Genomic DNA, 24,169 nt, shown 5'->3' on the forward strand with positions numbered 1-24,169 from the left:
CAAAAATTCAACATTATTGTCAAAAATCATGACTGTTGACAGAGGCAAATATTTTCTTCTCCAACATATTATAGATATATTCATCTTCGAACGCATTGTCGGTTAATTTAATCGAAATAAAACTATTCTGGGTGATAATATACAAAAATTCATTTGTTGGTATTAACTCGATTATGTTTTGTATTTGAACTTTACTTCTTGTTAAAGAAAAACCTTGCCGGTAAGTTATAAATTTGTTGTTAATAGCAATTTTTGACTTGCCATAAAAACTTAATGATATTTCGACTAAGATGCATGTAAATATAACTAAAAAAATAAAAATCGGGATGTATTCAAAAGAAAAGTAGGTTATCGCCAAGACAGAAGCTAAAATTATGGGCGAAACCATTCTGGTCAGTTCATCGAAATGAGCTTTGTAGCAAATCATCATTTTTTGTGGCGTGCTCTCTGTTTGGACGTAGTTAGAGCCAAACTGATTACTTTTAGTCTTGTAGTCTAATTTATTTTTGTGAAATTTGACAAAAGGCTTTTCTAAATCCTGAAACGACCTTGTAAATGGTTTGCGAAAAACCCTATTGGTTAAATTTACCTTAAGAATTTTAGCTATATTTTTAGCCGTTGCCCAGGCAAACTTATATGGATAATTTTCAAAAATAATATCTTTGCTATTCGTGATCAATCTATAGCGAGTACGATTACTGTCGGAGTATTCATCTTTATATTTCTCGAGAGTAAGATATTCTATCTTTTTTATGGATAAAGATTGAGGCTTTTGAAATAGATTTAATTTTTTATTGATAAATATTATTTTTTTAGATAGATCAATTTTCGCTGTGTAGGAATGCAATATTATTATAACACCAAAAGCAAAAAAGAATACAGAGCTAACGGACTTGTCAAATACACTTATAGTTTGGCTTGGAAAATTATAAAAATGTAATACACCCAGAAGCACCAGCAATGAGCCTATAATAACTCTAGTTTTTTTAGAAGAAGATAAATTGACATTATGAATCATAAACAGAAAGAAAAATATATTAATAGTTATTAAACTGATGAGTAGCAGATTTATTCCAAAATAAATGAAGGCTGGTGGAGTCAAACTCTTTTAGTTGAACTACGGATTATTTTACCCCCCATATTTTTAATGTACATTGTAAAAAATCACAATAAAGAGGTTGCTCTAGAGGTTTGAGGAAATATAGAGAATTGGATAACATCGCTAAGTCGAAAATTTTCGATAAAAAATACTTAGGGACACCGAAACCAAGGGCATTCAAGTGAACCGCTGCCCTTGATCACCCTATTTAGTCGGAATACTATTTTTTCATCAATGATCGCAAGCGACTCTTGCTAAACGCTAGCCTTAACATCGGCCAGAATAGCATCAGTTGCTTTTTCACTAATCATATAAACTGACGTTACAATGAAAAAACCAGGAATATAAGGAAATATCGAAGCATCAACCACCCTTAAATTCTTAGTTCCAAACACTTTAAAGTTGCTATCAACAACGGCATTTGGATCTCCACTAACTCCCATTTTATTGGTACCAGAAGCATGATGTCCCCAGGCTTCGTTTTTTATAAACTCTCTAACTTCATCATCACTTTGGAAATCTTCACCGGGGATCACTTCGTGACTCAGGTATTTTTTGGCCGGAGTTCGGCTCATAATGCTGCGACAGGTTTTTACCCCTTCCACTACTGCTTGCAAATCATCACCTGATGCGTCATTGCCTTCGTCAAAGTATTTAAAGTTAATTTCCGGCACATCTTGAGGATCCGCCGTTTTCAAAGTAACTTCTCCAGCACTATTATTGGTATGACCTTTTAAAACCAACCATGAGTATTCCTTTAAAATATCTGGATGACCAAAAGAATAGCCAGGAAAATACCCGTTAAATCGGCCAGTAATCCCAAAAATAAACAGGTCAGGGTCTTTCATTTCAGGCTTAGAACGTTTAACCAGTGATAACATTGTTCCATTACTGGCGTAGGGGCCTGCATTCCACCAACGTTCTTTATAGCGAGTCATGCAGGGATCATCTCCAAAACCAAAGGTACAATTTTTAAGTAAAGGCAGAGTTTCTGTTAGTCGGTTTACTACACCTACTTCATAGCGATCTTGTAGATTTTTTCCAACGCCAGGTAAATCTACTTTAATGTCGATGTTATGTTGTTGTAATTCTTCAGCCGATCCGATACCAGATAACTTAAGCATCTGAGGGCTATTGAAAGTACCGCCCGAGAGTATAACTTCTCGACTAGCTCTCACTTGTCTTTTTGTACCGGTACTCGAAAGTTCATGCAAAGGATCAGCTCGATATAGTCGACTACCTTCCAAATACTCTACCCCTACTGCAGTGTTTTCTTCATTAAATAGAACTTGAGAAACCAGAGCGCCAGTTCGAATCACTAACTTATCAGGATATAATGCTTGCGTATCAAGTATGTATTCTCGGACACCTTGTCTTTTGTTAAATCGGCTGGTCGACATTGCAGGTAAATAAGCACCTTCTTCGCCAAACGCAACCCGCCAATGATTAATATCGAGAGGATTGCCAGCTAATAATTCTTCGATAACTTCATCTAATCCCGCTTCAGCTAATCCCGATTGCACCATACTGCGGATAACAGGATCTTCCGCAAGTATGCGAATATCTGGCACGTTAGTTCTCAGCCATCCCTTAAATCCATGCTTAGAAGGATTGTGACCAAACCATGGGCGCGGCACATATTGGCATTTTTCTAACCTTTCGAAATAGCGCCGCATTTTGTAAGCATCCCAGGAGTAATCTCCTGTTATTTCAGCTATTCGATTAAAATCACTATTGTGAGGGTAAATCGTGATCATGGCATGGTGTGTTGTACAACCACCAATCGTGCTGGCTCGCGGATAATATATACCTTGACCTTCTACATATTTTGAATCTTTTCGCTGCCTTGTAATATCAGAATAATGTTTAACGAAAAATGCCCAACTAGTCTTAGGGTCTTCCGAGGCCCGTGGGTGATAGGCCGGAATATTATAAGTATCATCACTGGGGTCATCATCACCTGCCTCAAGTAGTAAAACACGATGACCAGCACGTGCAAGGTTTGCAGCTAGAGGTCCACCACCAGCTCCTGAGCCAACAATTATAAATTCAAATTCTTCATTAACAAACTCAATATTGCTAGTTGCAAAACTTGAAGTCAGCCCACTAGTTAACAATCCAGCGGCCACACCCGCTTGTAATGTTTTTTTGTTGAAATCACGTCGAGAGATACTTTTTCTTTTATTTTTAGAATTAGATTTATCTTGTGTCACTATCGATCCCCTTAGCTAAAATCCCAAAGTGTGATTTGACTGTAACAAAAAATACAATTGATAAAATTCTTAAATCAAAAACTATTTCTGTTAGTGATAATTTTGAAACTTTAAAACAAACGTTGGATTTTTCAATCAAATCCTGAGCTAAAAAAAATATGAACTTTATTCGCGATTGAAGTTATTGAAGTTATTGAAGTAAAGAGCGAAGATAGCGATTAAAAAAAAAGCAATTCGTTATAGTCAATCAATAGTAGATGGTCATTCCACTGAAACCCGGAAATTGATGCAATAGCTATTTAATACATAACCGTTCAAATTCAAGCAGTTCAAGCTCTTCGAAGGCCAGTAAAAATACGACAAGAGCATCAAACGAAATATATTTATTGTTCGCCTGATGCTCTTGAGCGGAAAATCACAACACCTTCATAAAAAAATTATAGCGTTCTTAAATACTCTATTAAGTTTTGTTTTTCACTAGAATTGAGCGCACAACCAAATTCGTGACCTGAGTATGGATACCACTCTTGTTTACAAATCGGCTGTCCATTTTTATAAGCTTTTAAGCCTTCTTCAGAATCAAGGTCATAAACTAAACATGCCGTCTTTGCTCTTAATTCTGATGTTGCTCTTACCGTATTATCTTTACACAAAACATCATCTAAAGAATGAAGTTGTCCATGATGAAATAATTCTGATTTATAACCCACACCAACCAATCTTTGTCCCTTAACCCCTTGTGAAGCCACTGTATCACTTTCAAGCTCCGGGGTTTCACTCGGTTTTCCTGTTATGGGATTAGGCTTTCCAAGCTGTGAATAGGTCGGATCGGTGCCAATAAAACCAAGATAATTAACGGAACCTGTTGTATCGTAAAGCGGACGACAATGATTGTAAATTGGCTTAGCAACAGTGTCATCGGTCCACTCAATTGCCAATTGCCCCTCAAGACAATAATCAATATCGGCAGTCCCCTCGCGGTTCACCTCACTAAATAAAAACACACCAGTTGTTTCAAATTTTGGCCCCCCATGGCAAGAACTACATTCTTTTTCAAATAATGCCTTACCCTGTTGATTGACAGCAACTTCTTCTCCAAGTCTTTTAGGAGGCTCCAGGGTCAACAAATAATCGAGTAGAGGCTGAATTGATTCAGCAATTATTTCACAAGTGTTATCCGGTTTAGCATCCCAGTTGCCGACAATATCAGGCGTTTCGCAAGTCACATAACGTGGATCTACTGAGCCACTGAGCAATATAAAACCTCTAACAAACTTTTCTAAACTGGTTACATTTCCGGCTAAACTCAGCATAGGTGTCACTTCGCCAGATTCAGTTCTCATATTGCCGTGTGCGAGCAATTCTTCATGACTGGGTATGCCAACAACGTTTGGTATTCTGCTGATAGTATAAACGCCATCATCAGATTGTGGTGGAATTAAAAAATCCAGAACATTAAATCCGGCATTAATCATCATTTCCTGATCGGTTAAACTCGGGAAAGCAACCGCTCCAGTATCAGCGCTTGTCATACTTAACAGATAGCCAACAAACTCTTGCCAATAATAAACGTTCCAACGTAAGCCTCGGCACGCTTCCATCATATTATTAGCTGTTTTTTCTAGTGAAAGACTCACATCAAACTGTGCCCACTCTAACGAATCATCACCCCCCCAATCCGAAGGTTTAAATGGTTTGGGCATGCAATAGGCTACGCCCATTAATTCGCTCATTGCCATTGGCCAATCTTGTTTTTTAATTGGTGTAATGCCATCAAATTCTTTTTGTAACTGGGTAAACATCGCTTTAGCCTGCGCACGATAATGTTCAGGACCACGCTCTTCACTACGGTGATCGCAACGAATTAGTTCTCCACTTTCTTTGTGATAGCATGTACCTAATTTTAAGTCTTGCATCATTTTCGGATAGAATTCGTTAGAAAATGAAAAATCAGTTCCAGGATTATTAAATGCCATACCCGGATGCAATGCCAGCCCCTCCATAAAATCTTCAGGTAGAGCATCACCAATAAAAGATTTGATCACTTCTCCGATAACCGGTTTTTCTAACAAATCCACCAATCCTATTACCGATGCTTGAAGCGGCGTATTAAAGCCAGCGTAGACTTGTCCATAATTTAAATTTTTATTAGCCATTCCAATGGCATAACGACCATCATTGAGAGTTCCCATATGACAACCGGCACAAGCAAACGAGGCAGACTCAAAACCTAAGGCGCGTTTTGGACCCAGTTGAAAACCAACCGGAAGCTGATCATCTTCAACGAGTTCAAATATTTCTTGCCAACCATCCTGAGCAGCCGTCGTAGTACATTTTTTTTCCCAATTTAGGCACACACCGAGAATTTCTGATGTACAAACTTGTTTCGTTTTTACGCATTCTCCTGAGCTTACTGGCACAATATCACTGACTATACGTTTAACATTTTGATCGGCAAAATAGCCAAATTTTTCCAACTCGTCTCCAAAAAATTGTGGATACCATTTTTCATTAAACTGCAGCAAAGTTTTTGGTATTCCAACCGTACTCCAATGCTCATATAAAAATTGGTATTTGCCACAGAGTAGCTTTTGCTCTTTTGTTTTTACAGCTTCTAACCCAGACCAACCAAAATATCGATCACAGGCAGTTAGTCCCTCTTGATCGATTAATCGGTCATATTCCAACACATTTTCCAGCTCAAAATCGACGTCGTGCGTAATACGCTGTTCCGCCAAAAGCATATTGCTGTATTGAAATAACGCCAGGCACACAACGAGTTTAAATACTGATTGTATTTTCATTACTCACCTCTTCTTATCGTTAATTTCGGCTTTGTTTTATCGAAAATTATTATAAGTAGTTGAACGATAAATTCTACGCAGGATAATTTGCTGAAATTCGATAGGTGCCTAGTTTACTGGGCTGTAACAAATCGATAACATTTGAAGTTTACAAAATGAAACTTTTGGTCAAACATTGACCGAACAATATCTCAAAGTCAAAACGATAAACAAAGAGGTATCTCATTTATATTGACATAGTCATTCAATTTAAAGGCAGGCTTTGTAATTTTCATAGAATAAAGAAGCACTCTGATTTAATCTCTAATTTCAGTTCAAGGAAATGGATAACGTTCGATAAACCTTCATGATTAGAGTTAACCATAAAAAAATCCCCCAGGGGATGGGGGAAAAAAGAAGCTCTTGAAATATTTGATCTAGTTAGCTGCTCGTTCCGCTCTGCGGAAAATAGCAAACATAAGAATCGCGCCTATGATTGCGGGCGGCAATGAACCACCGCCGCCGCCGCTGCTTGTTGCGCTCTCTGTGTCTCCGCCACCGGTCTGAACTTCTTCGCCAACAACGACATTAATACTCGCCGAGGCTTTGCGATTATGTTGATCAACAACGGTTAATGTAAACTGATAACTCCCCTCCGGCACATTAGCCACACTTGCCGAAAGTCGATCTGCATTGTTAATTGTAATTGCAGGCCCTGAATTTTTCGTCCATCGATAGTTGACTATCTGATTGCCATTATCGGTTACACTACCCGATAACATAATAGTATCTCCTTCGGTCAAGTCTCCAATTGGTGCGATAGTCACAATCGGAGTGCTATTTAGTAGGCTCACTCCTCCAGGATCCACAATTACACCGTTTGCTGCGGAATCGGCATCATTAACTCCGCCATCTTCTATCAGCATCAGTACACACCAGTGGCCCTCGTTGAGTCCAGTGGTATAGGATGCATCACCTATCGCGGGGCAAATTCCTTCATTCCCTGGTGCGCTGAATAAAGCATTATTATTATCTATCTCAAAATATGTCCATCCATTATCCGGGTGAAGTTTTCTATAGACAGCCCCCTTTGGAATACTACTTAGTTGCGGAATAATGATATAGGCTGAGTCACCGGGTTGATTCAATCCGCTAAGAATGAAATTAACCAAACTTAAATTGGTAAACCCATCGTCACTTCCATGATCATTGTAGGGTGTCACATTAGCGATATCCTGTTCATTGATAGATGCGCCGCCATGATTGCTGTTTAACGCTATTTCACCTAGCGCAACCGACAATCCGGACTCAGTTTCAACCCAGAAGGTTCCATCTATGTTGCTGGTATTAGCAAGTAACTGAATCGCGTAACTATCTTCGGTCGAATCCAGATAATTAGCGACTCCGTCCCCATCGTCGTCCTGATAACCATCAGCCGAATCCAAAATACCGTCGCCATCGGAATCCTCTGTAGACGAAAGTGCCGGTGCGGTATTAATGACTTTCAAGAGTTTGAGCGCGAACCCCTTTTCCTCTGGAGCCCCATTGTCAGTAACCTCAACGGCTACCTGATAAACCTTTTGGGTCAAGTTAGCAGGGTTAATCGTAAAACTATCAACTGAATTATCCAGATCGGTCAAAGTACTATCTGTCTGGCTCCAGCTAAATGTGTGACTGTCTGCATTATTTGGATCACTCACTTGAGCACTGATTACCACCTCACCGCCATCTCTGGTAATCGTTGTTACAACTTCTCCATTCTGCCTTGCAGTTAATATAGCCTTAGGCGCAAGATTTCTTTCACTAATAATAATTTGGTGAGTGGAATTTGGCCCCCTTATCGCGTTAACAGCAGCCCCCAATTCCACTATTATCGATTCATCACTTTCTCCGCTACCATCATTAATAACATCAATAAAAAGATAACCTGATTTTCCTTCGTTTATCACAATTTCCTTAGGCGGATTCTGGAAGTCTGAGGTATTTGCAGTTCCGCTGTAGTTTACCGGAATTGTTACCGGATAAGCAGGAGCCTCCCCGGAAAGAAATACTTCAACTATCGCCCGACTACCTTCAGCAACGCTCTGCATGTGAGCAACTGAAATGATTGGGCGTATGTTAATTCGCTGCGACCGGATCGCTCGATTACCTGCAGAGTCAAGCGCGCTCCAATAGATCAAATGACTGCCTGCTGGGAGATAATCTGGTGAATCTAAAGTCACACTTACACTTCCGTCTACAGCATCAAAAGCACTCACACCATTTCGGGGAACTGCGGTAAATCGTCCCGTCGCATCAATAGTCACTTCATCGGAAAGGCTGATTGCAGGTGCTTCGGTATCACTCGCATCAAGGTATTCGTCAAGATTGGACTGACCATCGCCATTGCGATCACCGCTGGCGTCACTGCCATCGTTTGGATCAAGAGCATGGTCAACTTCCCAGCCATCAGGCATTCCATCAGCATCGCTATCTGAATTGAATGGATCACTGTTGGCATTATATTCTTCCAAATTAGTCAGGCCATCAGCGTCAGCATCTTCACTGGCATCAAAAGCATCTTGTGGATCCAGATTATTAGCGATTTCCCAAACATCAGGAATACCGTCACCGTCACTATCTGCAACTTCGCTCAATGCTGATGTAACAAAAGTCACTTGTTGACTTTCCACAGCTTGCCCTAACACATTGTAAGCTGTTACATAAGCGGTATAGTAGGTCGCTGAATTCAATCCTGTTAATCGAACTAAATGATTTTCACTTGCTTCGGTATTCGCTTCTTTCAATTGAAGTGAAGAAGGATCATGTCCAAAAGAAACTTGAGCAAAGGCGTAATCAGAAGTGGCAAAACTTATACTCGCAGCATCAGAAGAAATTTCACTAATTACGGGCTGTGAAGCAAAAACAGGCGCGCCAATATCACCACCGACTCCTGAATTAAAGCTGGTAAGTGAGCTCGTGTAAGACTCTCCCTGCAAATTAATCAGACGATAGGTCATTTCATAGTCAGTACTTGATATAAGCCCGGGAATAACTAACCAATGCTCTCTTTTAATACCCATGCTTCCGGCGATTTGCCATTGGCTACCGCCAACAGGTCGATAACTAACTTCTATCGCAGAAAGCTCGTCACTAGAAACTTCAACCACGGCCAAACTTCCTGCCCCGGTAACTTGAACAGCGTTAACTGGAGTAGGTACAGCCTGTGAAATAATCGCTCCGTGACTCACTTTCATTTGCGCTGTCGCCAGTGGCGTTTGAATTCCACCTTCAATCTCTTGACTAACAGTAAAGCCATGGTGATCGGTTGAATAAACTGAGCAAGCATAACTAGTACCAGCAGTTAGATCAGTCAATGTTAACAAATGAGACTTAGTCCTTTTAGCATGACTCGCTTCCAAAGTTTCGCTTCCACTACGACAAACAAGACGACCATCAGCATTAACATCGGTAGCCCAACTAGCGGTTAAACTATTTGAGGTTAACTCTTCAACAGCAACATTGGTCATGAAGTGAGGTTCACCTTGGTGACCTATATTTTTCGTTTTAAAAGTTAAAATGTCGCTTTGCATTTGATTGCCTGCAGCATCCTGACTTTGAATTTGAACAAAGTACTCGGTCTCTGGTTGTAGTCCGGTAATTGCGATATTGTGTGGCAGTCGTAGACCATTTCTAGACTCGCTGCTGTCTAGAGCATCGATACTCGTTCCATAAACCAAACTAGTGGTCGCTGGTTCACAGGTTCTCCATCGAATCACAACATTTTGATGGGTAATGTTTTGTATCATTGGTTTACCCACTAAGCAAGGCGGCTCAGTGTCTGGAGACGCCAGCGTTGTGAAAGTTATTGGTGCACTTAAAGTGGGTCCATTTCCTGAAGCATCAGTTGAAGACGCGGTTAGTGTATAGGTGGTTTCTGGCGTCAAGTCAGTTAGAGACAATGAATGTTCTTTTACAAAGTTTTCATCGGTTACAACATGATAATAGGTTCCATCATTGTAAGAAGCGCCACTATTTGCAGGCTCGTCTGTTGTCCAGATCACTGTTGCCTCTGTATCGGAAATATTGATTACCATTGGCTCTAGTAGAATCACTGGCGCTTCAAGATCAGGCGTTGGCAAGGTTGTAACTGTTTGCACACCACTAGTCGTTGGACCATTGCCAGCGTCATCCCATATATCAACAGTAAATTCGTAGCTAGTATTGCCATTTAGGCCGCTTACCGGAATAGAGTGACATACAGCTAACTCGTCAAAGCTAATAGTATTTCCATCAACAGATAGTGTTCCCGTTACGGGTTCATCAGCACAGAAATTAATATTTAATCCTTGGTCATTGATTTGATCAGTTAAAGGACCTTCAACAAATATCGGCGCAATACGATCCGGGGTTGCTAAGGTCGTAAAACTTGTCTGCCCGGTTTCCGAAGCCCGGTTCTCTTTGTCTACAGAGTGAACGTCTGCCGAATAAAGAGTTTCAGGATCAAGGTTGTCCATTACCAGGCTATGCAGAGTCGTTAAAGTCGCAGATTGATATCGCGAACCATTAGATAAATCACAAACACTTGTTCCAGGTTTGTCAGTTTGCCATTCAATCATTGCACTAGTATCAGTGATTTTTCTAATCCAGGGACCAGAAACTATTTTGGGTGCGTTCGCATCAAAATGCATTAAGAAAATATGCTCAGTGACATCCCGATCAATTTCGTGAGTGACGTTAGTATTTGCAAATCCTGAAAGCGCCGGCGGATTGACAGAAACGTCTGTTGGTTGACGGTGGAATATTGGAAATTCAAATTGGCCATCAGCAGCTGAAATTGCATTTGAATTGGCACCATCACCGGAATTTTCTAAATAATAGCTCACACCATCTTTTGCATAAGCGTGCTCAACACGTAGCTTAACTCCAGGAACGGCGACGCCATTTGCATCTAAAGCCTTGCCACTAATGAGAGACATAGGAAGCAGAATATTAATTTGAGTATCAGCGGTAATGCTGACCTCATGAGGGTTGTAGTAAACCGCTGCAAAATCAGGCACAGAATAATCAGGAATTAAAGTACCAGCGCCTTGCTGAGTCTCTGACTGTAAATAAGGACGTAATTTATAGTCTCCAGCAGAAACTTTAAATTCAAAATATCCTGTCGCGTCGGTTACTTGAGGTAAATCGACAACTTGATTATTCAACTTGTCATGAGCAGTGATCAAAGTGTTATCAATTGCTAACCCCTGTGCATCTCTTAAATAACCTGAGAGAGTCAAGGCTTCGGCAATAACAAAAGTCTGCACTGTATCGGCACTTATTGAAAAGTCCGACACTTTAGTTGCTGCCAATGTACGATTTGCAAATGGCGGCTCTAGAATTAGGTCAAAAGTTTGATCGGTAAACAATGCCACTGTGAAATTTCCACTGACATCACTTTTTGCGTTGGTATAGCTAGAACGGCCGTGACTTTCCAGGAAGAACTCTGTCCAATCGGGCGCTAAACCTTGACGCTCTATGTGGCTTATTTTCAGGCTAACACCAGATACAGGATTTCCTAATGCATCTTCAGTAGTTCCGGTCAGAAGTGCTAAAGGCAAATTAATATTTTGATTGGTCGCTCCAGCAACAACAATGTTTTCCTCGGCAAAGCGGACAGTCGCAAAATCAGGCAATGGATAAGTGGGCACGCTTCCACCTTTCTCACTGGCACCGTAGGGATTTAAATGTGGCTGTACTTTGTAAGTTCCGGTTTCAACCTGGAACTGATAGAAACCATTGTTATCGGTGTAAATCGCGTGACCGACTTGAGCGCCTCCATCCTGTTTATGCAGAGTAAGTTTTGTATTATCAATTGCAACGCCATTGCTATCTCTCAAATATCCAGATAAGGCTACGCCATTAACTAGCGTAAATGTATCGTTTGTATCCGCAGAAATGTGGTAGGCGTTAATGCTAGTCGCAGCCAAATCTGAACGGCTCGAAGGAGGCACTAGTGAAATATCGATGGCTTGATTAGTAAACAAGGCCATTTGGAAATTACCACTTGCATCAGTGACTGCATTACTACCGGTGCTCTCGCCAAAGGACTGTAAATAATAATTGGTAAAACCTTGTTGTGATTGATGATCTATCTTAACTTCTACTCCAGCGACAGGGTTCGCTCCACCGTCAACCACCTGACCGGTTAGCAGTGCAAAAGGTAAGACAATATCAACTTGAGTCGACTCGCTGACCTCTACATTTTGTGGCGCATAAACGACAGCAGAAAAATCAGGAATTTGATAGCTTGACATTTGTTGTGAACCATTACCAAAAGGATCAAGCATCACTCTAAATTGATAATAATCAGGAGCCACATCGAATGAAAACTCTCCCTGATTATTTGTGATAACTGGATCGCCAACCTGATTGGAGTTCGTTTGTAAATGCAAACTAACAATTGCGTTGTCGATTACCCTACCCTGGCTATCTTTGACTGTTCCGGTCACTTTAATTGCATCACCGATTAAGGTAATCCAATGAACAAAGTCGCTATCTTTAACTTGAAGTAATTCCAATGGCGTTGCACTGAATCCACTATCTGTTGGTGGTGTAGCACCAATATAATAGTCTCCTGGTTCAACGAATTTAAATTGATAACTACCATCCAGTGCAGTGATTTCACTCGAAATCAATTGACGTTGTTGATTGTAAAGGCTAACGATTGCACCAAGGATTGGAGTACCCTCTCCGGTAACAATACCTTTTAAGTTAGGACCAAAATCAGTCGGAGGAATTTCATCGCTGTTGTTGTCATCACACACATCTCCCATTCCATCGCTATCAGTATCGAGCTGATCGGAGTTTGGCGTATAAGGACAATTATCAAGCCAATTTAAAATGCCATCGTAATCGAAATCTTGATTAGGATGCAGCGTTGTAAATTGAACAACTTCACTTGCGACCATGTTTCCATAACGGTCTGTTGCTTCAACCTGTAAAAAATAAATTTGACCCGCTAGAAGATTACTTAATATAACCTGGTGCTCTGTGACTAATCGACTGTCAACTCGTTTTTGATCCAAATTGGTAATCGATACACCAAAGAACAATTCTCCACTTGTTGCAATATTCGTTTCCCAGGAAACAATTGCAGTTGTCTCGGTAATATCACTGACAATGGGTTGCAATGTAAATTCAGGCGCAGGCATACCCTCTCCTGAATCAAATTCGCCTAATCCACATATACCCACATTACCAGCAGTATCAATTAAGGTAGCTTGTTGTTCGTAGATAGTTTGAGGCGTAAGGCCAGTTAATAACACTAGGCCATCGCGAGCAAACTTAAAGTCCGTCGATTGCTGCCAGTTAGCTTCACCTTTCACTCGATAATTAACGCTAACACTGGCAACCTCATTTGCAGCCCACATCATTTCTGCTGTTTCCCCGAACCCTGTCACTACTGGATCACCGCTACATTCAGGCGCATCAAGATCTGGACCATCATCGGTAGTTACAAAGAAAGTTTCGCTCGCTGTCAAACCACTGAGTGTTCTTGAAGTAACAGTACATTCATAATTGGTGAGAGCCTTCAGGCCTGCGATTGTTAAACCATGATTTATCAATAAATTTTCATCACCATTTTCAAAAGACTCTAACCCTGTGGAGCAGACCACATGACTGTCGCTAACTAAATTAGTATCCCAGAAAATTGTCATAGCGCTATCGGAAATTCCAAATGCTTCTGGTCCATTAACTATTTCCAAAATTTGTCCACTGTCGAGTGTGGTAAAGGATATTTCTTCGCTGGTGACACTAAGGCCTGACAATGTTGCTGAGGTTACACGCAAGTAATAAGTGGTATTGGATTTTAACTGAGTAAGTGGCAATTGATGGTTAGTTCTCAATCCGCTTATTGAATAGAACTTAGTGAGATTGCCAGAAGATTCTCCAAGCATCAAAGTTGTTGATGCATATCCACTGGTTTGCCATAGCACGACAGCACTCGAGTCAGTTATATCATCAACAAACGGACCAGTGATTATCCATAGTCCACCTCCGCTTCCAATTCCGAGCGTAGTGAAAGTCACATCTTCTGAGATAGTTGGACCATTGCCAGCGACATCAGAAGAAAATACATTCAAAGTGTAGGTCGTTGAAGGCGTTAAATTTGTCAATACCATTTGATGCTTGTCAACCAGCTTAGTATCTTCCATTTCAAATTGATTTACACCGTCGGTATAGTTAACTCCGCTAGTTGCTTTTTCATTGGTAGTCCAGATAACAATTGCGCTGTTGTGAGTTATTTCAATAACAAACGGACCACTAATGATTTCCGGGGCAGTTAAGTCTAGATCTGACAAGGTGGTTACAGTTTGAGGATCACTCGATACAGGACCATTGCCGGCTAAATCAGAGATGCTACAGATTAGTTCGTAACTTGTGCCAGGCGTTAGTCCCGTTAAAGTTTTTTGATGACACTTGGACTCACCTTCCAAATTAATGATATTGCCGTCAAGAGAGAGCTGCGCTGTCACTGGTTCATCGGCACAAAATCGAACAGTAAATTGATTATGGGTAATACCTAAAATTTGTGGCTTCAAAACAAAACCAGGGGGAACAATATCTGCATCCAACAAAGTCGTGAAGTTTGCAGAAACTGGATCATTACTTGTACCGTATTCATCTGTCGAAACCACCCAGGCAGTATAGTTTGTGGCCGGAGTTAACCCCGTCAATAAAATACTATGTTCTCTCACCAGCTTATTGCTAGAAAAAGTTGCGCCTCCGTCAATTGAAACAACACTGTTAGCTGTCCTATCAGTTTCCCACTCTACAACTGCAGTGGTATCAGTAATATTGGTTACTGTTGGGCCGCGAATGATTGATACCGGTTCCGGTAAGTCTTGAGTAGTGAAACTTATAATTGAGCTATTGGTCGAGACGCCCTCAGTGTTGTAGGCAATCACTCGAACAAAGTAAGTCGTTGCTGGATCAAGTTGAACGAGTTCAGATTGATGAATAGTTTTCCATCGTCCAACCGATTGTGTCAGTTCAAGGGAGTCACTCGCTTCACCAATTAAAATTTCAGCGATGGATATTTCATTTGTTTCCCATTTTAGTGTAGCTGAAAACTGACTGACATTTTCCACATAAGGCTCGACAGAAAAAACCGGGGCTGGTGGAGATTGATCGCCAGAGTTAAAAGTTGTCAAATTACAATATGCATCATTTCCGTCAGGATCAGTTAGACCAAGTTGATATTCATATTCAGTGTTGCCGGTTAATCCAGTCAAGATAAATACGCCACTTTGCTCAGCATCATCGGCGACTAATTTTGTCCAGTGCAATATATCGACGTCTCTATAAATCAATACGGCATTGGCTATCTCGTCAGTTTGCCAATGAAACTCTGCCATGCTTCCATAACTATTAATTATGGGCGAAGTGCTGCAGCTAGGAGGCGTCACATCTCCAAGCTCCAAAGTTGTCACCGCAAATACATCGATAACTATTTTTCCGTCAATAGATTCCGAGTAAACCGTACATTGATATTGAGTATTCGAAGTTAATCCGGATAAACTCAAGCGGTGAGAAAGAACGCTTTCAACTTTGTTGGCTTCATTCGAACCTTGTAAAGACTCGCACACAATACGACTATCTGAAGCAAGTTTTGTAGTCCAGTTGACAGTGACACTATGAGCGCTAATACGTTCAACCGTAAGAGTAGTGATTTCATTTTCAACAGGTACCGATGAATCCTTATGAGTTCTAAAAGAATAAACGTTACTTTCAACTTGATTGCCACTCAAATCGCTCGAGACCACCTGATAAAAATATTCAGTAGAGGGCGTTAAACCTGATAGCAGCACGTGATGTTTCGAAGAAAATGCAGCATTGGTTGCCACTCTATTAAGAGTGTCAGCAGAGGTACCCAATCGTACAGAAGCGGAAGCAGTTTCATCCGTATGCCATTGAATGATTGCGCTTGTTTTTGTGATATTTCGAGCGACCGGTCTGCCGAAAATAATTGGAGGCTGAATATCTGCTACAGCCAGCGTTTCGAAATTTTCTATCGAAGAATAAGCTGGTCCATTACCCACTCCATCCCTGGAGGACACCTGCAAACTATAACTGGTACTAGCGTTCAATCCACTTAGAATAACTTGGTGCTCCAACTTAAGTGAAGCGTCTACAAAAACTTGATAGTGAGTATCATCATTCAAAGTTAAATCGCTTGTCGATGGCTCATCAGTTTTCCAGCGTACTGTCGCGCCCTGATCACTAATATCCGTTACAATTGGGCCTAAAATAATTCGCGGAGCTTGAGTGTCTGCTGATGACAAAGTTGTAACTGCTTTTTCAACACTATTAATTGGTCCGTTGCCGGCACTATCAGTAATTGAAACTTTAGCAACGTACGGAAGATTACTTTCGAGAGAATCAACCGTTAATTCATGGCAAACCTGAGGCAGCGCAAAAGAATAATTGCTTGCATCAAAAGACACCACAGCAGTGACAGGCTCATTTGAACAAAATGACAACCTAACGCTCGTTTCAGTAATATCGCTAAAAGATAGAGGTTGGGCGAAAACAGGGAGGCTTGTGTCTGGCTGAGAGTTAGTCGTAAAGCTTATGTTTGCTGAAAGACCAGAGTTTCCGCTCGCGTCAAGCGAAGTAACACTTCCAGTATAAGCGGTACTGGCATTTAGGCCGACTGCTACGACTCGATGCAGTTTACTCGATTTGGGACTATTGAAAGTACCGACGCCATCGATGTTAACCTGACCAGTAGTAGGTTCGTTCGTTTGCCATTCGACAACAGAGGTCACATCAGTCAGATTAGTAATCCATGGGCCAGCTATGATCTGGGGTGGTATTTGATCACCCCAATTTAACTGAACATTGAGATTTTGCCCGCTATCTACTGAATAATCTATCGCCTGAGCGGATTCAAATCCACTCTCTACGGTGGGGGTAAAGGTTATATCGTATAGACAGTCAGCGGCATCAGCATAATGAGCCGAAGCGATACAGTCTGTGGTTGAAAATAGTAGAAGAGAGAAGCTACCATCTTGTTCGGTAGTACTGCTCCCATTTTGATGAACAACACTTCTTAAACTTTTTTTAGCTCTCGCGCCTTCCTCTGGACCGTTCCATTGCTTACTGGTATTGATATCAACATTTGCAATACCGATACCGTTTTCGTCAACGACTTTGCCTTGAAGTAGTACAAAGTCGTAAATCAAATCTTTGACGGTGTCACCAACAACAGTAAAGTCTGCAGTGTTCCGAGAAGCAGTGTAAGGCTCGCCAGTTATATTAGTATCTGTACCATAAAAATAACTAGTGAGAAGATAGTCACCATCAGTTATAGTCCAACTGTAAGCGCCGTCTGCACCTACGACCTGGAGTCCTCCAACCTGAACCAAACTCGTTCCCTGGTAAACAAACAGGCTGACACTTGCACCTTCAATTGGCCTGCCAGTCTGATCGAGCACTCGCCCGCTAAGAGCTGCTGCACTCACGCTCAAGTGAAACAGCGGTATTACAAGGAAGATAAAAAACAGGGAAACAGCTTTAAAGAGTTTTTGTGCAAAACTGATCTGCATCTTTATATCCTATTATTTTGTATCGTTATTAACCGATTTTTGATGACCAAGATTGTCAAAAGCGAACGTTATAATTTTGATATCGGCAAAATGAAGAAGACTTGTCAAAACGAACAGCGTCGTTTCGGCAACCCCGCTGTCATAGGTCGTTCCCCCTTAGACCGGTAGCTTTGCGAACCCGAACTTTCGTAACGGGCAGCCCTTTTATTAAAAGGCACTTTTCCAGTCAGCTTCGCAATCATCTACTGAAAGGAAAAATCGTGTACCGAGAAATCAATCTCAATAAGTTATTTTATCGGGTACTTATAGGAAAAACTTTAGCTCAAGATTTCATATTTATGGCTTTTATTACACGAGGAGAAAAGGGGAGAAGCAACAGAAATGACTTTTCCTTGACGTTGTTCCCTTGAAGGTACTTTAACTTGTTGAAATAACTCTGTTTACAATAAATGTGCTGACTGGTAGTCGAAGAACCAAAACAAACTCCCAAACTGTATACACTTAATTCTTGAAGTGCTTAACAAAGGCATCGGCCCATAACTGGTAGCCTTTTTCACCCGGGTGAAAACCATCACTGGCAAAATGCTCGAAATTGGCTTCCAGATTCGGTTTGATAAGAAAGAGCTTTTCGTCTTGAGAAACAATACGTTCCAGTACCTTATTAAAGTTTTGTGCTCGAACACCTAGGTACCATGATAATGGCCAGGTTAAAGCCGGAAATCGCTCAAGCGGCGGGATTAGCGTTAACCCTATGCGCGTAGGAGAGAATTTCCTGTTAAGTTCGTTAACGAGCGCCGCCTGAAATCTCGCCCAACGCTTTTGACTGCACCAGCCAATGACATCATTTACACCGAGCGAAACCAGGATACAGCTATTTTTTTCTTTTTCGCCTTGTAGTCTGTAAAACACTTCTTCATCAGCAAGCAGTGTCGACTCCTGCTTCAAATACTGGATCGTTTTCTTAGTTGTTAAACCGGAAGACGCCAGTAGTGCCCAGCCAATTGTTTGCGGCTCAAACGCCGCGCTGATTGCCCCGGGAAGAGCGCTAGAAAGAACCTTTACGCCAACACCTGCCGCTGCAGAATCTCCGACAATAATTATTCGCACACTGCTACCTTCGCCGTCAGGATTAAATATTCTGGTACCTTCAGGTTCAGGTAATCTCGGGGTACGTATTCGAACATAAACTGCCTGAATTAGCATCCAGGGAGATAGAATTAGAAAATAGAGGGATCGTAACCAATACATTAGTCATCACATTCGAAAATAAAAAGTTCTCTCACTTCTTCTAGCGAACTGGCATCCATTATTTGCCGCATTTTAGCCTGATTAATATTTTGATTAACGCCACAAACTCTTAACGATATTTCTTTGCCGGATAGTTTAATTAGTTGTAGCAGATGTTCAATTAACATTAGCAGACTTTCTCCGTTTAACTTTTCATGCTGAACTCCTTCAAAAGGAGCTTTAACGGAGACAATAGTCATTTGACACCCGCTTCTAAATGCCTCATCGCTACCAAGTAATTTTTGTAGCTGATTTAAGCAGAAGGTTTCCATTGTCATTAAGCGAGATTTTTTCTCAACCAACGCGACGATTCCGAGCGCATTTTTACCCCAGCGAAAGACTTCAAGATTATTGTCATTTCCAATAAATTTGCTTTGAAATTGACTAAAAATTCGTGAAAGCTCCCGACTTTGTTCTTCAGTCTCTGCATAACTCGACTCAAGCTCGATAATAGATATCTGAAGACTCCAGGATAGAAGTCTTTCACCTTGTGCCATCAAGTCAAGCGTAGTAAGACTATGACTAACTAAAGCACTCATCATTAACTGATTAGGTAAGCCTGATTCTGAATCAAAGCTAACCTTGTGTTTCATTTGCTCAATCTGAGAAAGCAGAAAGCGATTGTTTTTTTCATGTAAAGCCGTCTTATTCGCAACTTTCTCTGTAACCATATCCTGGAAGACTTCCTGATTAGCCAGTCTCTTTGCCTGCGTGCGAATAATAAGTAGAAGCACCACACAAAACCCTAACGCATACAAAGAAAACGCCCACCATGAAAACCAGGGCGCAGGAAGAACATTCACTCTGAGATTGATAGATTCTTCACTCCAGACACCATCATTGTTACTCCCCTTAACCTTTAGCACATAGCTACCACTGGGTAAATTAGTGAATGTCGCGCGGTTAAAGTTTTGAGTATCAATCCAGTCGTCATAAAGTCCTTCCAATTTGTACTTATATTGATTCTTTTCCGGCTGAGCGAAATCTAACGCGGCAAATTCAAATGAAATCAGATAATCTTTATGCGTGAATGTAACTTCGGTCAAATCATTCAGTGGCTTATCAAAATACAGTACTTTGTTTTCGCTACTCACTCTGGTTAAAGCGATAGATGGAGCGTGCGGATTTTTCTTAATACTCTGCGGGAAGAAAGCACTTACTCCATTAGTACCACCAAAATAGAGCATTCCGTTGGAAGCTCTTAAAGCCGCACCCTGATTAAGTTCATTGTGATGAATTTCTTCGGCAAGGTTGAAATGTTCAATCCGATCGGTTTCTGTGTCTAGACGATTTAATCCTCTGGTAGTACTAATCCACAGAGCACCTGAATCATCTTCAACCACGCCGTATACTGTACTGCTATTTAATCCATTTTGAACGCCATAGTGTTTGAACTCGTCTACACCTCTTCGCCTATTTTCCGGCTCCCATCTATTCAATCCATTACCCAGAGTACCTATCCAGAAGCGCCCCTTAGAGTCTTCAAAAATGGTTAGCACGTTGTTGCCCGATAATGAGTTACGTCGTGTATCATCATGTAGAAAATGCGTGAACTCATTTGATGATTTATCAAACCTTGAAATACCACTTCCATCACTCGCTACCCATAAATAGCCGTCACTATCTTCCATTACAAAAAATAATTTCTCATTAATATGAGGACTGTTATTTTGCGAGCGTTTGAAATACTTAAACCGCTTCGATTTCGGATCAAACTGGTTTAGGCCAAATCCAAAAGTCGTCACCCAGATCATTCCTTCACGATCTTGCATTAGGCTTGTAATAGCGTCGCCCGAAATACTCGAATTATCCGTATCATTGTGCTTGTAATGAGCCATTTTACGAAATCTGGAATCAAGAACTTCAATACCATTAGAAATTGATCCTACCCAGATATTTTTTTCCCGATCAACCAACAAAGACATTATTCTTCTGGAACTAAGAAGATTTTCTGTGCGTTGCTCCAATGGGGTCACCTGGCCACTGGATGGTTGTAAAATATTTAACCCTCCTCCAAAAGTACCTATCAGTATATTGCCGGCAGGATCTTCTTCAAATGCGTAAACTGTATTGTTATTCAGGCTGTTCGCACGCTCGATAATTTTTCTATAGTGCTGAAATGCCGCCGTATGCGGGTTCCATTGATTAAGACCAGATAAGGTTCCAAACCACAGAATCCCACCTTGATCTTCAAATATCGAAAGTACTCGATTATGACTTAACCCTGAACGTTGAGAGGAGCGATGATTAATGCGCCAGAAATTTTTTTCTTCGCGATTATAAATATTGATTCCGCCATCGGTACCGATCCAGAGGCGTTGACTGGAATCTTCAAATACCTGATAGACTCGGTTATGGCTCAAACTGTTTGGATCACTTGCCTTGTTTTTAAATGAAGTAAATCCTTTGGAAATTTCATTAAAAACATTAAGACCTCCGCCACGTGTTCCAATCCAGATCTTCCCTTTACTATCCTCAGTTATTGACCGTATTTGATTGTGAGAAATAGCATCATCAACCTTGTCATCACTAACAAATTGTCGAATCAAATCTCGATCAATAAGATAGACTCCATTTCGATCGGTACCAACCCAGAGCCTTTCTCTGGAATCTCTATAAACAGCCTTAACACTCGCATTTTTTAACTCTGGAATTTGCTCATATTGTTTGAATGTCACTTTGCGATCTACACCCTCAGAGTAAAACAGGCCTCCTCCTTCGGTGCCAATCCAGATACGACCATTCAACTCGACATAGATCTTATTTATTCTGGTGATTGTTTTACCTTCGGGTGTGTTTAATGAAAACATTTCAAACTTTTCGTTGGCACGAATAAAGCGGTTTAGACCTCCGCTTGTTGCAATCCACAAATTCTTACTCGCGTCTTCCTTAATATCGCGGATCAGATCATGAGACAAGCTGCTTTTATCGTTAGCATCATGCCGATAGGTCTTAATTTGAGTACCATCATAGCGATTTAAACCTTCCTGTGTCCCTATCCATAAAAAACCGGTGGAATCCTGCCAGATAGTTTCAACCGATTTTTGAGACAGTCCATGCTCTGTCGATATATGCTGAAAATTTGTATTTTCAAAGTCCAGAGCAACTAATGCAGTCGGGAACAAACAAAGTGACAGGAAAAAATTTTTAAGAGTTATTTTTATTTTCATTTGATAGATCTACTTCAGAAAAGCAAAAAAGCCGTGAAAACACGGCTTTATCTTTGCAGATTTATTGAGTAAATTCTACTCTTGGTCAACCCATACGTTAATATCTACATGAGTATCAGTCCAAGGGCTAGTATCGGTCCAGGGGCTGGTATCGGTCCAGGGGCTAGTATCGGTCCAGGGGCTGGTATCGGTCCAGGGGCTGGTGTCGTACCAGGGGCTGGTGTCGTACCAAGGGCTGGTGTCGTTCCACATGCTGATATCATACCAGGGACTAGTATCATACCAGGGGCTGGTGTCATACCATGTAACGCCCTTTGCAGAATAGTCTCCGCTCCAGGTTAGTTGTTCGTGATTTCGTATATAGTACTCACCAGCATTGGTAATCATAGTGGTGCCAGCATAATGCTCAGAGCCGTCAAGGTCTTTGCCAATATCCAACCCGACATTAGCACACCCAGTTGCAGTGCTATTAATTGCTGCAACCGCGTCAACCTGTCCTGCGCCTTGCTGAAATGGTGTGTATGCCCAGGAACCATCTTCATTGCGCGCTGGCTTTGCTGCAGCCATTAAACGGCACTTAACGTCGTCAGGAGTCAAACCGGGATTAACGCTCAGCATTAGCGCTGCAACGCCACTGACAACTGCAGCCGCTTGCGAAGTACCAGACATGGTAAAGTATTTACCGCCATCATGAAATTCAGGATGCTCGGTCGCCAATTGCATTTTAGACTCCATCAGTCCCATCAGGTGACCTCCGGGCGCGACTACATCGGGCTTTACAAATCTCTCATAGGTTGGACCGCTGGATGAAAAAGTTGCTAATCTGTCATCGCTATAATCGCTGGGAGTATAGTTGTCAGTAACAGCACCAACAGTAATTACGTATGGAACATTTCCGGGAACACCTATATTTCCTGCAGTAGCACCACTGTTACCGGCTGAGGTTACGACAACTATTCCCGCCTGCCAGGCTTTCATAACAGCTTGATTGATAGGATCGTCCCAATAGTAAGATCTTACCGGCGCACTGAATGAAAGGTTCATAATGCGGATGTTGTATCTTTCTCGAAAATAGATAGACCACTCAATGCCTCTAATTACGTCTGCATAACTACTTTTTCCATAAGCATCAAAAGCCTTGACACTTATCAAGCGAGCATTTGGTGCAATTCCATAAAAACCACCATCCAAATCACGCTCACTATTGAGTGCGACACTTGCGACATGCGTACCATGACCACTCTCTTCATCATCATTGTTGGAGACAGTGTTATTGATCGCATTATAAGTTCCATAAACTCGATGCCGACCATATGCATCCTGACGAATTCCACTCATGCTCTTCACACCACTATCCAGAACCACCATAGTGACGCCATCCCCAAAAATTCGAGCATCATGAAGTTCACTCGCCCGAGTCATGCGACTGGCCGAAGCAGGTGTATAAGAAATGCGCTGACCAACAGCCCAGCCAGTGCTTTCAAGAGTACTGTTAGGCGATACTTTTAAAGATTGTGATTCAAGCTGTGCTACTTGCTGCGCAGTAAGATTGGCTGCGACCCCATTGATTAGTTTTAAATCATGCGTTAGCTGAGCGCCCGTCGACTTTACAGCCCGTGCAGCGCCTTCACCTTGAACAATATAGCTCAAAGCGCTTTTAGCGTTCGTTGCCTGAGAGTTTGACCATTCAACTACCACTGCATAGATAGTTAATGCAGTAACGACTAGAAAACTAATCTTGGCAGCAGAGTGTTTTTTTAACTTCAGTTGAATAAAATTCATCATTCACCTCTGTCATAAGTACAACAGCTAAATATACACTACATTTAATCCCGTCATATCTTATTGATTTTACTAGGTTTTTATCTGTTTTTATTATAATCTCTATCCCTAGCTGAATATTAGTTTAGCGACAAACAACAAAAAATGCACTTCAATTGCTTAATTTGTAAATAATTCACCAAAATATGCAATTTAATCTTCCATTTAATCTTTCAAATTCGAAGATAACATAACCTATATCAATTGGAGATATTTTTAT

At 41.2% G+C, this 24,169-nt stretch carries 7 protein-coding genes and 1 riboswitch; all 7 genes read right to left on the reverse strand.

The window, feature by feature from the left end; translation table 11 throughout:
• Nucleotides 1–19: 19 nt before the first annotated feature.
• On the reverse strand, nt 20–1,102 hold the full coding sequence (locus IYN84_RS09705; RefSeq protein ID WP_196139002.1) for a hypothetical protein: 1,083 nt from the start codon (nt 1,100–1,102) through the stop codon (nt 20–22).
• Between the two features lie 251 nt (nt 1,103–1,353).
• Complete coding sequence (locus IYN84_RS09710) at nt 1,354–3,312, reverse strand: GMC family oxidoreductase (protein WP_371734844.1); 1,959 nt, start codon at nt 3,310–3,312, stop codon at nt 1,354–1,356.
• A gap of 437 nt (nt 3,313–3,749) precedes the next feature.
• Nucleotides 3,750–6,116 (reverse strand): hypothetical protein, encoded by a 2,367-nt coding sequence (locus IYN84_RS09715; protein WP_196139003.1) that lies wholly within the window; start codon nt 6,114–6,116, stop codon nt 3,750–3,752.
• A 416-nt stretch (nt 6,117–6,532) separates the two neighbouring features.
• Nucleotides 6,533–17,671 (reverse strand): fibronectin type III domain-containing protein, encoded by an 11,139-nt coding sequence (locus tag IYN84_RS09720; RefSeq protein ID WP_196139004.1) that lies wholly within the window; start codon nt 17,669–17,671, stop codon nt 6,533–6,535.
• Between the two features lie 123 nt (nt 17,672–17,794).
• Nucleotides 17,795–17,882, reverse strand: a riboswitch (cyclic di-GMP riboswitch).
• Nucleotides 17,883–18,172: 290 nt separating this feature from the next.
• Nucleotides 18,173–18,919, reverse strand: a complete 747-nt coding sequence (locus IYN84_RS09725; protein WP_196139005.1) for an SGNH/GDSL hydrolase family protein — start codon at nt 18,917–18,919, stop codon at nt 18,173–18,175.
• Entirely contained in the window at nt 18,919–22,128 is a 3,210-nt protein-coding gene (locus IYN84_RS09730) for a two-component regulator propeller domain-containing protein (RefSeq protein ID WP_196139006.1), read from the reverse strand. Before IYN84_RS09730 ends, IYN84_RS09725 begins: the two co-directional genes overlap by 1 nt.
• Before the next feature lie 75 nt (nt 22,129–22,203).
• A complete protein-coding gene (locus IYN84_RS09735; protein WP_196139007.1) occupies nt 22,204–23,913 on the reverse strand; it encodes a S8 family peptidase in 1,710 nt (569 codons plus the stop codon).
• Between the last annotated feature and the right edge of the window lie 256 nt (nt 23,914–24,169).

The organism is Aliikangiella sp. G2MR2-5 (assembly GCF_015687155.1).
Lineage (GTDB): Bacteria > Pseudomonadota > Gammaproteobacteria > Enterobacterales > Kangiellaceae > Aliikangiella.